General features: G+C 73.3%; 14 protein-coding genes. 12 read left to right on the top strand and 2 right to left on the bottom strand.

The window, feature by feature from the left end:
* The first annotated feature begins 106 nt into the window (after nucleotides 1–106).
* Complete coding sequence (locus tag CK485_RS09215) at nucleotides 107–637, top strand: YbjN domain-containing protein (RefSeq protein WP_109448914.1); 531 nt, start codon at nucleotides 107–109, stop codon at nucleotides 635–637.
* Between the two features lie 43 nt (nucleotides 638–680).
* Here CK485_RS09215 and CK485_RS09210 read toward each other — a convergent pair whose 3' ends face one another.
* Both CK485_RS09210 and CK485_RS09205 read right to left on the bottom strand, forming a co-directional pair.
* Nucleotides 681–1,904: a hypothetical protein gene (locus tag CK485_RS09210; protein WP_109448912.1), complete on the bottom strand. Its 1,224-nt coding sequence runs from the start codon at nucleotides 1,902–1,904 to the stop codon at nucleotides 681–683.
* Between the two features lie 291 nt (nucleotides 1,905–2,195).
* Nucleotides 2,196–3,356 (bottom strand): pyridoxal phosphate-dependent aminotransferase, encoded by a 1,161-nt coding sequence (locus tag CK485_RS09205; protein WP_109448910.1) that lies wholly within the window; start codon nucleotides 3,354–3,356, stop codon nucleotides 2,196–2,198.
* A gap of 223 nt (nucleotides 3,357–3,579) precedes the next feature.
* Between CK485_RS09205 and CK485_RS09200 the strand changes: the two genes are divergently transcribed.
* From CK485_RS09200 to CK485_RS09150, 11 genes are all read left to right on the top strand, one after another.
* Nucleotides 3,580–3,852 carry a hypothetical protein gene (locus tag CK485_RS09200; RefSeq protein WP_109448908.1) on the top strand — a complete coding sequence of 91 codons (273 nt, stop codon included), beginning with the start codon at nucleotides 3,580–3,582 and terminating at the stop codon, nucleotides 3,850–3,852.
* Nucleotides 3,853–4,224: 372 nt separating this feature from the next.
* Nucleotides 4,225–4,767, top strand: a complete 543-nt coding sequence (locus CK485_RS09195) for a DUF2617 family protein (RefSeq protein WP_109448906.1) — start codon at nucleotides 4,225–4,227, stop codon at nucleotides 4,765–4,767.
* 119 nt (nucleotides 4,768–4,886) lie between these two features.
* The gene (locus CK485_RS09190; protein ID WP_109448904.1) at nucleotides 4,887–5,708 is read left to right on the top strand and encodes an SRPBCC domain-containing protein; all 822 of its coding nucleotides are present in this window, start codon (nucleotides 4,887–4,889) and stop codon (nucleotides 5,706–5,708) included.
* Nucleotides 5,709–5,717: 9 nt separating this feature from the next.
* A complete protein-coding gene (locus CK485_RS09185; RefSeq protein WP_109448902.1) occupies nucleotides 5,718–6,533 on the top strand; it encodes an aldose epimerase in 816 nt (271 codons plus the stop codon).
* A gap of 39 nt (nucleotides 6,534–6,572) precedes the next feature.
* Complete coding sequence (gene pyrE, locus CK485_RS09180; protein ID WP_109452669.1) at nucleotides 6,573–7,112, top strand: orotate phosphoribosyltransferase; 540 nt, start codon at nucleotides 6,573–6,575, stop codon at nucleotides 7,110–7,112.
* Nucleotides 7,113–7,310: 198 nt separating this feature from the next.
* Nucleotides 7,311–8,333: a class II fructose-bisphosphate aldolase gene (fbaA, locus tag CK485_RS09175; RefSeq protein WP_109448900.1), complete on the top strand. Its 1,023-nt coding sequence runs from the start codon at nucleotides 7,311–7,313 to the stop codon at nucleotides 8,331–8,333.
* Nucleotides 8,334–8,489: 156 nt separating this feature from the next.
* Entirely contained in the window at nucleotides 8,490–8,903 is a 414-nt protein-coding gene (locus CK485_RS09170) for a DUF3151 domain-containing protein (protein WP_109448898.1), read from the top strand.
* Nucleotides 8,904–9,093: 190 nt separating this feature from the next.
* Entirely contained in the window at nucleotides 9,094–9,948 is an 855-nt protein-coding gene (locus tag CK485_RS09165) for a tryptophan 2,3-dioxygenase family protein (RefSeq protein ID WP_109448896.1), read from the top strand.
* Nucleotides 9,941–11,191 (top strand): kynureninase, encoded by a 1,251-nt coding sequence (gene kynU, locus CK485_RS09160; RefSeq protein ID WP_109448894.1) that lies wholly within the window; start codon nucleotides 9,941–9,943, stop codon nucleotides 11,189–11,191. Before CK485_RS09165 ends, kynU begins: the two co-directional genes overlap by 8 nt.
* Nucleotides 11,188–11,931, top strand: a complete 744-nt coding sequence (locus CK485_RS09155; RefSeq protein WP_109448892.1) for an alpha/beta hydrolase — start codon at nucleotides 11,188–11,190, stop codon at nucleotides 11,929–11,931. The genes kynU and CK485_RS09155 overlap by 4 nt, the downstream gene beginning before the upstream one ends.
* A complete protein-coding gene (locus CK485_RS09150) occupies nucleotides 11,915–13,147 on the top strand; it encodes a cytochrome P450 (RefSeq protein ID WP_109448890.1) in 1,233 nt (410 codons plus the stop codon). The genes CK485_RS09155 and CK485_RS09150 overlap by 17 nt, the downstream gene beginning before the upstream one ends.
* Nucleotides 13,148–13,212: the final 65 nt, after the last annotated feature.

Raw genomic sequence — 13,212 nt, 5'->3', positions numbered from 1 at the left:
CGGCCGGTGCCTCGGGGGCACCGGCGACCCGCTGCCGGTGGGGGTTGCCACGCCCCCGCCGGAGTGCGGGAGGATGGCGCAATCGGCGTACGAAGGGAAACCCGCGGTGAGCATTGACCCGTCCTCGATTCCGAACTTCGGCGGCCGGCCCGCCAACGAGCCGCCCGCCGGACCGCCCGGAGGCGGCGTGATCAGGCCGGACCAGGATCTGGTCAAGCAACTGCTGGACCAGATGGAGCTGAAGTACGTCGTGGACGACGAGGGCGACCTCGCCGCTCCCTGGGAGGACTTCCGGACGTACTTCATGTTCCGGGGCGAGGGCGAGCAGGAGGTCTTCGCGGTCCGCACGTTCTACGACCGCCCCTACAGCCTGGACGACAAGGGCAGGCTGCTGGAGGTCATCGACGGCTGGAACCGCCAGACGCTGTGGCCGAAGGTCTACACCCACACCCACGACGACGGCACGGTGCGGCTGATCGGCGAGGCGCAGCTGCTGCTGGGCCTCGGCGTCGGCCTGGAGCACTTCGTCTCCTCCACCGTCAGCTGGGTGCGCGCCTCGATCGACTTCGACAAGTGGGTCGTGGAGCAGCTCGGCCTGGAGCAGGACGCCGAGGAGGGCGACGAGCCGGGGGAGTGACCCCGGCCGTCCCCGCCCTCCGCCCGGTCCGGACCCGCCGCCGCTACAGCGCGAGCGGGGAGACCGTCAGCAGGTAGGTGCCGTAGCAGAACGAGAACCCGGCCAGCGAGACGACCGCCACCGCGGCCGTCCGCGGCCGGGCCTTCGCCAGCGCGATGGCCGCCGGGATCAGCACCGGGAAGGCGGGCATCAGGAAGCGCGGCTTGCACTGGAAGAAGCCGGCGCCGCCGATGCCGATCAGCAGCAGCACCGCGCTGTACACCAGCAGTGCGACCGGGATGCGGTCGGTCACGCACAGCACGAAGAGGATCACGAACCCGGCGACGATGAAGGCCGCCACGTAGTACGTGAAGTAGCTGGGGTGCGTCAGCAGGTGCTTGAAGTAGCGCAGCGCGCTCCACCCGAAGTCGTAGCGCGACCCCCAGCCCGCCTGCACGGTGAAGTACCCCTTGAGGTCATCGGTCTGCAGGCCCACCCACAGCACGTAGCCGAACCACCCCAGCGGCGCGATCAGCGCCCCCGCCCAGGCCCGCGGCTCGAACCAGGGTCTGCCGGCCTTCCGCTTGCGCCAGGCGTCGACCAGCACGCCCGCGCACACCGCCGCGGCCACCGCGCAGCCGTTGGGTCGCGCGCAGCCCGCCAGCGCCGCCAGGACGCCCGCGGCGATCCACCGCCGGGTCAGCACCGCGTACAGCGCCCAGGCCGAAAGGGCGGTCAGCACCGGCTCGGTGTACGCCATCGTCTGGATGATCGCGTGCGGCAGCAGCCCGTACAGCAGGACCAGCGCCATGCCGACGCGGTGGCCGTACAGCCGCTCGCCGATCAGGTAGACCGCCCAGGCGGTCAGTCCCGCCGCCGCCCAGGCGACCAGCAGCGCGACGTTGACCAGGCCGATCGGCAGCACGGTGTGCACCGCCCGCACGGTCATCGGGTAGAGCGGGAAGAACGCCAGGTCGTTGTAGATCACGGCGTGCTGGGTACCGGACGGGATGACCGTCCCGTAGCCGTACTGGGCGATCCGCAGGTACCAGCGGGCGTCCCAGGAGGTGCCCAGCAGGGTGCGCGGATGTGCGCCGGAGTACCAGGCGTAGGCCGTCAGGAACAGCAGCCCCGCGGCGCGCACCGCCGCGTAGACCGCGAGCGCGGGCGCCGACCTGCGCAGTGACGCCCTCACCCGGCCGGCCCGGGAGCGGACCGAGGGGCCCAGGCCGGGCGGGCCCCCGGGTGCGGGAGGAGCCTGCGTCGGGACCGGCTCGGCCGTATACACCTTGTTCTCGCTCCTCCCGGGGCGACCGCCTCGCGGCACCGTGCTGACGACAAGCCTCTGACAAAGCCTGACGGATATCGGGCCCGGACGCATCACCGACCGGCTGTCGTCGGCGCGCCGGGATCCGCGTATCCACCACCAAAGGTGAAGGACGGTGGAAAACGGGAACGGGTTGCGTCAGGTCTGCCGTCGCCCGGGCCTGTTCACAGCTTCCTGCAAGTCATCCCCCGGTTCGCGAACGCCGGGCGAACACAGGGTGAACCGCTGCTGCCTGTCCGTAGCCGGCGCGCGTCAGCACCCGCGCAGCCGTGCCACGGCCTCCCGCAGCACCTCCTCGCGCTTGCAGAACGCGAAGCGCACCTGGCTGCGGCCCGCGTCGGGGTCGTCGTAGAAGACCGCGTTGGGCACCGCGACCACGCCGCAGCGCTCGGGCAGCTGCCGGCAGAAGGCGATGCCGTCCTTCTCGCCCAGCGGGGCGATGTCGGCCGTGACGAAGTACGTGCCCTGCGGGCGGTGGACCTCGAGGCCAGCGTCGGCCAGCCCGGCGGTCAGCAGGTCGCGCTTGCCGCGCAGCTGCTCGCGGAAGGTGCCGAAGTAGCCGTCCGGCAGCCGCAGCGCCTCGGCGATCGCGTACTGGAAGGGCCCGGAGCTGACGAAGGTCAGGTACTGCTTGGCCGTCCGCACGGCGGCGACCAGCTCGGCGCTGCCGGTGACCCAGCCGACCTTCCAGCCGGTGAACGAGAAGGTCTTGCCGGACGACGAGATCGACACCGTGCGCTCGCGCATCCCCGGCAGCGAGATCAGCGGGACGTGCTCGCCGTCGTAGACCAGGTGCTCGTAGACCTCGTCGGTGACCACCAGCAGGTCCCGCTCGACGGCGAGTGCGGCGATGGCGGTCAGCTCGTCGCGGGTGAGCACCATGCCGGTGGGGTTGTGCGGGGAGTTGAGCAGCAGCAGCCGGGTGCGCGGGGTGACCGCGTCGCGCAGCGCGTCCAGGTCGGGCCGGAAGTCCGGCGCGCGCAGCGTCAGCGGCACCCGTACCGCGCCCGCCATCGCGATGCACGCGGCGTAGGAGTCGTAGAAGGGTTCGAACGCGATCACCTCGTCGCCCGGCTCCAGCAGCGCGAGCAGCGCGGCGGCGATCGCCTCGGTGGCGCCCGCGGTCACCAGCACCTCGCGGTCGGGGTCGAACTCCAGGCCGTAGAACCGGCGTTGGTGGTCGGCGACCGCGACCCGCAGTTCGGGGACGCCGGGCCCCGGCGGGTACTGGTTGCCGCGTCCCTCGCGCAGCGCTCGCACCGCCGCCTCCCGGACCTCCTCGGGGCCGTCGGTGTCCGGGAAGCCCTGGCCCAGGTTGATCGCGCCGGTCGCCACCGCCAGCGCCGACATCTCCGCGAAGATCGTGGTTCCGTGCCCGTCCAGCCTGCGATTCAACACCGGCCTGCCCGCCATGCCCGCTCCCTGGTCCCTGGGGTCCTCGTGGATCCGGCGCCATCCTCCGGCACCCGGCGGGCCCCGGACAACCACGGCACACCGCGCCCGGACCGCCCGCCGAACCTCTGGAACCGCTCAACTCCGCTTTACCCCGCGGCCGGTGGGGAATGTGGTCCGGCACACACCGCCCGCCCCTGCACCAGGGGGGCGCGGCGGGCGGCGATCGGAACGGGGGTGCCCCATGGGCTTCGGACTCGTCATCATCGGCTGCGTGGCGTGCGCGGTGATCCTGGCGGCGGTCTCGGCGCGGCGGCCGGACCAGCGGCGGTGCGGCGGACGCGGTTCGTCGGACCCGGGCCTCGACGACGGCGCCTGGCTGCCCGGCGCCGACGCCGGCACGCGGACCGGCACGCACCACCACGGCCACCACCACGGGGGCGGGATCTTCGGCGGCGGCCACCACGGCGGCGGCTTCTCCGGCGGCCACGGCGGCGGCGGAGGCGGCCACCACTGAGGGCCGAACGAGGGGGCGGCGGGGGTCGGCCCGAGGGCCGTCGGGGGCACAAACCGCTTGCGCGGCAACGCCGTTGAATCGCCTCGCGCATATGCGCGCGCCGGGGCACGGCCGATCGCGCCCGACGCGCGGGTGAACACGTGAACTGGTACGTGCCCGTGCGGATGTAAAACCGGGCGTGAATGGGTAAAGAAGCTGTGTGCACGGCCGGTTTCGTGATTCCGTGTTCTCCAGACCCCCGTGGACTTCACCCCCCGTGGACACCGAGCCGGCGGACGTTCCCTGGGTCCGTTCACACACCCCCTCGACAGCGAGGGAACAGGGGCGGGCCGGCCCACTCACCACTGCACTGCGTGCTTGCGGAGCCGACCCATGCTCACCACCCTCCAGACCGCCTACACCGATACCCGCGCCGGGGACCTGGCCTGGCGCCTGGGCAAGGAACCGCTGCCGGCGCTCGCCGTGGTCGACCTCGACCTCGACCTGGACCTCGGTGCCTCCCGCACCTCCCGGGTCCAGGTGCAGATGCGGCTGCTCGGCGCCTCCCACCAGGTGCTCGTCGAGGCCTCGGGCGGCGGCTGCTCCGAGACCGTCGCCTGCCTGCCGGGCAGCAGAACACCCCTGCCGCTCGGCGTGGCCGAACGCGTGGGCGACTGGGAGTACGAGTTCGCCGCCCGCGTCGAGACCCTGCCGCGCGGCGCGTTCGCCGGACGGGCCCAGGAACTGCTGGCGCTGGTCGCCGAACACCCCAACGGCCTGGCCGGACGCTTCCCCGGTGACCCCAACGCGTTCACCGCGATGCTCGTACAGCGCGGGCCCGAGGGCGGCGCCGAGGTGCAGTGGCGCACCTGGCACGCCTACCCGCAGGAAAGACGGCTGGTCGCCACCCGGACCCGGGTGTCGGGGCTGGCCTGAGCCGGACCGGCCGCCGCCGCGCCGGCCGGCGGTCGCAGAACGGGGCGGCGGCGCGGCACGCCGGAACGCGGGGCGCGGACGCTGCCTGAGCCGTGAACCAGTGGGTAGGCTCAGCCGGTATGGAGCATGAGGCGTTCGTTCCGTTCCCGGTGGAGGTCGTCCGGCAGGCGCTGACCGAGCCGGACCGGGTGGCGCGCTGCGTGTCCGCGTTGCAGCGCGACGGTGCCTCCTCGGCCGGCACGCTCGCGGGGCGGCTGCGGCTGCGGATAGGCGGTTCGACGATCACGTACCGCGGCTCGCTGCGCATCGCCGCCTGCGACGGGGGCTTCGAGATCGAGGGCGAGGGCACCGAGGCGCGCGGCACCGGCGCGATCAAGGTGGCCCTGGTCATCGAACTCGACCCGGCCGAAGGCGGCACCCGGATGGACTTCTCGGGAGCCGTGCAGGCCGACGGCCGGCTGACGGAGTACGACGAGGCGACGACGGAGGCCTCCGGGCGGCGCCTGCTGGACCGTTTCGTCAGCGACCTGACCACCGACCTCCAGGCCGAACCGGTCACCCTGCCCGAGCCCGCGGACCCGGCCGGGGCCGACGCCTCCGGCGAGGGCGAGGCGGAGGACGGGGCGGACGGCGAGGACGACGACGGGGTCGCCGTGCTCGGGGTCGAGGTACCGGAGACGGTCGCCGAGATCGAGGACGACCTGCGCACGACCGGCGGCGACGGCGACGAGCCGCCCGCCGAGGCCGCGCACGCCCGCCGCACCATGATCGGCCGCAGCGCGGAAGAGGTCGACCACGCGCCGCCGCGCGGGCGGTACGCCCCCGTGCCCGCGCCGGAGACCGGTTCGGCGACCGACACCCTGCGCTGGGCCGCCCCGGCCGCGGCGGCACTGCTCGCCTCGGCGGTCGTGGTGGGCCGGGTGCTGCGGCGGCGCCGGTAGATTCGCGGTATGACCGAGACTCCCGGGGCGTCCGGCGCGCCCTCCGTCCGCCTCACCGCGGGCGACGCCGAGGTGACCATCCTGCCCGCCGCGGGCTGCCGCATCGCGAGCCTGCGGGTCGGCGGCCTGGAACTGCTGCGCCAGGGCGACCACTACGGCTGCTTCCCCATGGTGCCGTGGTGCGGCCGCACCGCGCAGGGCCGCTTCCGCAACGGCGGCGTGACCCACCAGCTCCCCGTCAACGCCGCGCCCCACGCCATCCACGGCACCGGCCGGGACGTCGCGTGGGACCGGCTGCCGACCCTGGAGGACAACGAGGCCGCCTTCTCGTACGAACTCGCCGAGCCGTGGCCGTACCCCGGCCGCGTCGTGCAGTCCTTCGAGCTGACGCCCGACAGCCTGCGCCTGACGATGGGCGTCGAGACGGCCGACGACTCCTTCCCCGCGCAGGCGGGCTGGCACCCGTGGTTCCGCCGCAACCTCGGCGGGAAGGACGTCGCCCTGGACTTCTCCCCGGTCTGGCAGGAGGAGCGCGGCGCCGACCACCTGCCCACCGGTGACCGCATCGAGCCGCGACCCGGCCCCTGGGACGACTGCTTCGGCATGCCGGACGGCGTCGATGTCGCGCTGACCTGGCCCGAGCAGCTGCGCCTGCGGGTCACCAGCCCCACGCCGTGGGTCGTGGTCTACGACGAGCAACCCGAGGCGGTCTGCGTCGAGCCGCAGTCCGGCCCGCCCAACGGCCTCAACACCTGCCCCCGGCTGGTCACCAAGATCGACCCGCTGGAGATCACGGCGTCGTTCACCTGGGAGCGGCTGGGCTAGCGCGGCGACCGCGACACGGGAGCGGATAACCTCGTGACCATGACTGACGCCCGTGACGCCCTGCTGCGGCAGATCAAGGACAAGGCCGTGGTCCACGGCAAGGTGACGCTCTCCTCGGGGCTGGAATCCGACTACTACATCGACCTGCGCCGCATCACGCTCGACGGCGAGGCCGCCCCGCTGGTCGGGCAGGTCATGCTGGACGCGACCGCCCACCTGGAGTACGACGCGGTGGGCGGGCTCACCCTCGGCGCCGACCCGGTCGCGACCTCGATGCTGCACGCCGCCGCCGCCCGGGGCCGCGGACTGGACGCCTTCGTGGTCCGCAAGGCCCAGAAGACGCACGGCATGCAGCGCCGCATCGAGGGCCCGGACATCAAGGGCCGCCGCGTGCTGGTGGTGGAGGACACCTCGACCACCGGCGGCTCCCCGCTCACCGCCGTCGAGGCGGCGCGCGAGGCGGGCGCCGAGGTCGTCGCCGTCGCGGTCATCGTCGAGCGCGGCGCCGCCCCCGCGATCGAGAAGGCCGGTCTGCCGTACGTCACGGCGTACGACCTGGCCGACCTCGGCCTGGGCTGACCCGGTCTCCGCGGGTCACCGTCAACCGGCGCTGACCTGCGTCAACGAGGGTGCGGTCGTTGTTTCACGTGAAACGGCGGCCGCACCCTCGTTTGTGTGCTAGAGGCTGTGTGGACCATCGTGGGGAGTCTGGGAAGATGTGGGCGACGACGACGTCACGTCTGCACTACGTACCCGCACACCTCAAGGAGCGGACACATGCCCATCGCAACCCCCGAGGTCTACAACGAGATGCTCGACCGGGCGAAGACAGGCGGGTTCGCCTACCCGGCCATCAACGTGACGTCGTCCCAGACGCTGCACGCCGCCCTGCGCGGTTTCGCCGAGGCGGAGAGCGACGGCATCGTGCAGATCTCCACCGGTGGCGCGGAGTTCCTGGGCGGTCAGTACAAGAAGGACATGGTCACCGGCGCGGTCGCGCTGGCGGAGTTCGCGCACGTCGTCGCCGAGAAGTACCCGGTCAACATCGCGCTGCACACCGACCACTGCCCGAAGGACAAGCTGGACGGCTACGTGCGTCCGCTGATCGCGATCTCCCAGGAGCGGGTCGCCAAGGGCCGCAACCCGCTGTTCCAGTCGCACATGTGGGACGGCTCGGCGGAGAACCTCGCCGACAACCTCGCCATCGCCCAGGAGCTGCTGGCCGAGGCCGCCAAGGCGAAGATCGTCCTGGAGATGGAGATCACGCCGACCGGCGGCGAGGAGGACGGCGTCAGCCACGAGATCAACGACAAGCTGTACACCTCGGTCGACGACGCGTTCCGCACCGCCGAGGCGGTCGGCCTGGGCGAGAAGGGCCGTTACCTGCTGGCCGCCTCGTTCGGCAACGTCCACGGCGTCTACAAGCCGGGCAACGTCGTGCTGCGCCCCTCCATCCTCAAGGAGCTCCAGGAAGCGGTGGGCGAGAAGTACGGCAAGCAGCGCCCGTTCGACTTCGTCTTCCACGGCGGTTCCGGCTCCACGATCGAGGAGATCAACGAGGCGCTGGAGAACGGCGTCGTCAAGATGAACCTCGACACCGACACCCAGTACGCCTTCACCCGCCCGGTGGCGGCGCACATGTTCACCCACTACGACGGTGTGCTGAAGGTCGACGGCGAGGTCGGCGACAAGAAGACCTACGACCCGCGCACCTGGGGCAAGGCCGCGGAGGCCGGCATGGCCGCCCGCGTGGTCACCGCCACCGAGAACCTGCGCTCGGCCGGCAAGAAGATCGGCTGACGCCCGCGTTCGCCCCGCGGCGGTCCCGCTTCCGGCAAGGCCGGGGGCGGGACCGCCGCGCATGCGGCGGCCGGGCCGCCGCAGGTCCCCGCCGGGGTCCGGTCCATGTGGCCGGTGGGTGACACGCGACGGGCGGGACGCGGCAGACTGGAACACATGTCGATTCACGAGAACCTGCTCGGGGGCCCGCCCCCGACCCACCTGCCCGACGACCCCGAGCCGCGCGAGCTGCTGGCCTCGGGGGCCGCGCCCTCCGAGGTCGCCGCGAAGTACCCGGCGTCCTCGCTCGCCTGGGCGCAGCTGGCCGACGACGCCTTCGAGGCGGGCCGCGTCGTCGAGTCCTACGCGTACGCCAGGACCGGCTACCACCGCGGCCTCGACGCGCTGCGGCGCAACGGCTGGAAGGGCCACGGCCCGGTCCCGTTCGAGCACGAGCCGAACCGGGGCTTCCTGCGCGCCCTGCACGCGCTGGCCCGTGCCGCGCAGGCGATCGGGGAGGACGAGGAGTACGAGCGCTGCTCCGCCTTCCTGCGCGACTCCTCGCCGACCGCCGCGGACACGCTCACCTGAGCGTTCTTCGCCGACCTGTCCGGTGACCGGCTCACCGGACAGGTCTTGCCGTGGCGCGGAGATCGAACAATGATGCGGGTGGGCCCGGCGCAGCGTCCGGTACGCCGCTGTGGCCCGAGGGGACCGGGGCTCCGATGCCGACGACGGAAGGGGCGGACCGCTACCCGGTAGCACGATCGAGGAGACAGCGATGTCCCATCGTCCCTTGCCCGACGCCACCGGCCCGGAGGGCCCGCAGGGCGCAGCCGTGGACCCGAACCTGGACTTCCAGGGCACCACGCCGTACGAGGACTACGTGAAGGCCGACGTCCTCACCCATCTGCAGCACCCGCTCTCCGACGACCCCGGCGAGATGGTCTTCCTGGTGACCACGCAGGTCATGGAGTTGTGGTTCACCGTGCTCGTCCACGAGTGGGAGACCGCGTCGGCCGCGCTCGCCGCCGACGACCTGCCCACCGCCATGGCCGCACTGCGGCGCAGCGTGTACGAACTCCAGTCGCTCAACGCCTCCTGGCAGCCGCTGGCGCACCTGACCCCGGCCCAGTTCAACTCCTACCGCGCCGCGCTCGGCGAGGGCTCGGGCTTCCAGTCGGCGATGTACCGCAGGCTGGAGTTCCTGCTGGGCGAGAAGTCCGCGTCGATGCTGGTCCCGCACCGGGGCGCGCCGCGCGTGCACGCCGAACTGGAGAAGGCGCTGCACCAGCCGAGCCTGTACGACGAGGTGCTGCGCTTCCTCGCCCGCCGCGGTTACCGGATCTCCGTGCCCGCCGACCTCACCACCCGCCACGAGCACGACCCCGAGGTCGAGCGCGCCTGGCAGGAGATCTACACCGGCGACCAGGACAGCGACCTGGTGCGGCTCGGCGAGGTGCTGACCGAGGTCGCCGAGCTGGTCTGGCGCTGGCGCAACGACCACCTGGTGGCGACCCGGCGCGCGATGGGGGCCAAGACCGGCACCGGGGGCTCCGCGGGCGTGGCGTGGCTGGAGAAGCGCGCCTCGAAGAACGTCTTCCCCGAGCTGTGGACGGCGCGCAGCCATGTCTGAGCCCGCAGCCACTCCTGAGCCCGCGGCCACTCCTGAGCCGGCGGCGGCTCGCGGCGACCAAGCGGCCCTCACCGCCCGCGCCGCGGATCTCGACGCCCGCGACCCGCTGGCGAAGGTCCGCGAGCGCTTCACCCTGGACGAGGTCACCTACCTGGACGGCAACTCCCTGGGCGCGCTGCCGTCCGGCGTCGGCCCCCGGCTGCTGGACGTCATCGAGCGCGAGTGGGGCTCGCTGCGCATCCGCTCCTGGGACCAGAGCGGCTGGTGGCAGGCGCCAGAACGGATCGGCGACCGGGTCGGGGCGCTGATCGGCGCCGCGCCCGGCCAGGTCGTGGTCGGCGACTCCACCAGCGTCAACGTCTTCAAAGCCGTCGTCGCCGCCGCCCGCCTCGCGGGTCCCGAGCGCGACGAGATCCTGGTGGACGAGGCGACCTTCCCCACCGACGGCTACATCGCGACCGCCGCCGCCCGCCTCACCGGCCACACCGTGCGCCCCGTCGCGGCCCCCGCGATGGCGGACGCGGTCGGCCCGCGCACCGCGGTCGCGCTGGTCAACCACGTCGACTACCGCACCGGCAGGCTGCACGACCTGCCCGGCACCACCGCCGCCGCGCACGCGGCGGGCGCCGTCGCGGTGTGGGACCTGTGCCACAGCGCGGGCGCCCTGCCCGTCGGGCTGGACGCGCACGGCGTCGACCTCGCGGTGGGCTGCACCTACAAGTTCCTCAACGGCGGCCCGGGCTCGCCCGCGTACCTGTACGTGCGGCGCGACCTGCAACCGCGCTTCGACTCGCCGCTGCCCGGCTGGACCTCGCACGCCGACCCGTTCGGCATGGCCGCCGGCTACACGCCCGCCGACGGCGCGACACGCGGCCGGGTCGGCACCCCGGACATCCTGTCGATGATGGCGCTGGACGCCGCGCTCGACGTCTGGGACGGCGTGGCGGTCGAACAGGTGCGGGACAAGAGCCTGGCCCTGACCGACTTCTTCCTCGACTGCGTGGCCGCGCTGGTGCCCGCAGGGCAGGTCGAGCCGGTCACGCCCGCGGCGCACGCGGAGCGCGGCAGCCAGATATCGCTGCGGCACCCGCGGGCGGGCGCGGTGATGACCGAGCTGATCCGGCGCGGCGTGGTCGGCGACCACCGCCGCCCCGACATACTGCGCTTCGGCTTCACGCCGCTGTACACGCGGTACGCGGACGTGCTGCGGGCGGCACGGGTGCTGGGGGAGGTCGTGCGATGACCGAGAGCGCGCCGCCGTTCGCGACGGAACCGGTCGCGCCGCGGCGCTCGCTGCGCTACGGACCGCACCCCTCGCAGGTCATCGACTACTACGGCCCCGCGGGTGGCGCCGGGCGGCGGCTGACCGTGCTCCATGGCGGCTACTGGCGCGAGCGCTACGACCGCTCGTACCTGACGCCGGCCGCCACCGACCTGGCCGGGCGCGGGTACGCGGTCGCGCTGGCGGAGTACCGCAGGGTCGGCGGGGGCGGCGGTGTGCCCGGGACCTTCGACGACGTCGCGGAGGTCGTGCGGACCGCCTGGGACGGCGCGCCGCAGATCCTGCTGGGGCACTCGGCAGGCGGCCACCTCGCGCTGTGGGCGGCCCGGCGCGATCCGGCGCGGACCACCGGGGTCCTCGCGGTGGCCCCCCTCGCCGACCTCACGTACGCGCGGCAAACGCGGCTGAGCGACGGCGCCGTGGACGAGCTGATCGGCCCCGACGGCGATCCGGCCCCCTTCGACCCGGCGCTGCTGCCGCCGCCGCCCGCGCCGGTGGTGATCCTGCACGGCACCGAGGACACGGACGTGCCGGTGGAGGTCTCGCGCCGCTACGCCGCCGCGCGCGGTGGCGTGCTGCGGGAACTGCCGGGCGCGGAGCACTTCGGCCCGCTGACGCCGGGCTCGGCGTCGTACCCGCAACTGCTGGCGGCGCTGGCGGAGCTGACGCAAGGAGGGCACGCAGATGGCCACACGCGCTGACGAGGGCGTCGCGGACGCGGGCTTCGACCCGTGGTCACCGGCGTTCGTCGCCGACCCCTACCCGGTCTACGCCCGGCTGCGCGAACGCGGCCGGGCGCTGTACTACGAGCCCAGCCGCCAGTGGCTGGTCCCGCACCACGAGGACGTCGCCGCGCTGCTGCGGGACCGGAGGCTCGGCCGGACGTACCTGCACCGCTTCACCCACGAGGAGTTCGGCCGCGAGGCGCCGCCCGCCGCCCACGAGCCGTTCCACGTGCTCAACGGCAACGGGCTGCTGGACCTGGAGGCGCCCGACCACACCCGCATCCGGCGGCTGGTCTCCAAGGCGTTCACCCCGCGCACGGTGCGCGAGCTGGGTCCCGTGGTGGAGCGGCTGGCGCGTGAGTTGGTGGACGGACTCGTGGCGGACGGCGGCGGCGACCTGCTGGCCCGGGTCGCCGAGCCGCTGCCGGTCGCGGTGATCGCCGAGATGCTGGGCGTGCCCGAGCCCGACCGGCACCTGCTGCGGCCCTGGTCGGCGGCGATCTGCGGGATGTTCGAGCTGAACCCGGACGAGGCGACCGCGCGGGCCGCGGTCACCGCGAGCGCCGAGTTCTCCGCGTACCTGCGCGAGTTGATCGCCGCCCGCCGCCTTGACCCCGGTCAGGATCTGATCAGCGCGCTGATCGCCGCGTACGACGAAGGGGAGACACTGTCGGAGCAGGAGATGGTGTCCACCTGCGTGCTGCTGCTCAACGCCGGGCACGAGGCCACCGTCAACACCACGGCCAACGGCTGGTGGACCCTGCTGCGCCACCCGGAACAGCTGGCGGCGCTGCGCGCGGACCACGCGCTGCTGCCGACCGCGATAGAGGAACTGCTGCGGTACGACACCCCGTTGCAGATGTTCGAACGCTGGGTGCTGGACGACATCGAGATCGGCGGGACCCTCGTGCCGCGCGGCAGTGAGGTCGCGCTGCTCTTCGGCTCCGCCAACCGCGATCCGGCGCGGTTCGCCGACCCGGACACGCTGGACCTCACCCGGGCCGACAACCCGCACGTGACGTTCGGCGCGGGCATCCACTACTGCCTGGGCGCGCCGCTGGCCCGGGTGGAACTGGCGGCGTCCTTCGGCGAGTTGCTGCGCCGCGCGCCGGGCCTGAGGCTCGCGGGCGAGCCGGAGTGGAAGCCGGGGTACGTCATCAGGGGCCTGCGGGAGCTGCTGGTCGAGCTCTGAGGGGGTCGCGCGCGGGCCCGGCCCCACGAGGCCGCCGACCGTGGTGCCGGCCCGGAGGCCATCCG

Source organism: Streptomyces sp. ICBB 8177, from assembly GCF_003144095.1.
GTDB lineage: Bacteria > Actinomycetota > Actinomycetes > Streptomycetales > Streptomycetaceae > Streptantibioticus_D.
The sequence above is the reverse complement of the archived record's forward strand: the minus strand, read 5'-3'. Positions and strand labels throughout refer to the sequence as shown.

Coding starts and splice junctions, on each gene's coding strand:
- CK485_RS09205 (WP_109448910.1), bottom strand. CDS start 3,356: ATGGCGGGCAGGCCGGTGTTGAATCGCAGGCTGGACGGGCACGGAACC.
- CK485_RS09200 (WP_109448908.1), top strand. CDS start 3,580: ATGGGCTTCGGACTCGTCATCATCGGCTGCGTGGCGTGCGCGGTGATC.
- CK485_RS09195 (WP_109448906.1), top strand. CDS start 4,225: ATGCTCACCACCCTCCAGACCGCCTACACCGATACCCGCGCCGGGGAC.
- CK485_RS09190 (WP_109448904.1), top strand. CDS start 4,887: ATGGAGCATGAGGCGTTCGTTCCGTTCCCGGTGGAGGTCGTCCGGCAG.
- CK485_RS09185 (WP_109448902.1), top strand. CDS start 5,718: ATGACCGAGACTCCCGGGGCGTCCGGCGCGCCCTCCGTCCGCCTCACC.
- pyrE (WP_109452669.1), top strand. CDS start 6,573: ATGACTGACGCCCGTGACGCCCTGCTGCGGCAGATCAAGGACAAGGCC.
- fbaA (WP_109448900.1), top strand. CDS start 7,311: ATGCCCATCGCAACCCCCGAGGTCTACAACGAGATGCTCGACCGGGCG.
- CK485_RS09170 (WP_109448898.1), top strand. CDS start 8,490: ATGTCGATTCACGAGAACCTGCTCGGGGGCCCGCCCCCGACCCACCTG.
- CK485_RS09165 (WP_109448896.1), top strand. CDS start 9,094: ATGTCCCATCGTCCCTTGCCCGACGCCACCGGCCCGGAGGGCCCGCAG.
- kynU (WP_109448894.1), top strand. CDS start 9,941: ATGTCTGAGCCCGCAGCCACTCCTGAGCCCGCGGCCACTCCTGAGCCG.
- CK485_RS09155 (WP_109448892.1), top strand. CDS start 11,188: ATGACCGAGAGCGCGCCGCCGTTCGCGACGGAACCGGTCGCGCCGCGG.
- CK485_RS09150 (WP_109448890.1), top strand. CDS start 11,915: ATGGCCACACGCGCTGACGAGGGCGTCGCGGACGCGGGCTTCGACCCG.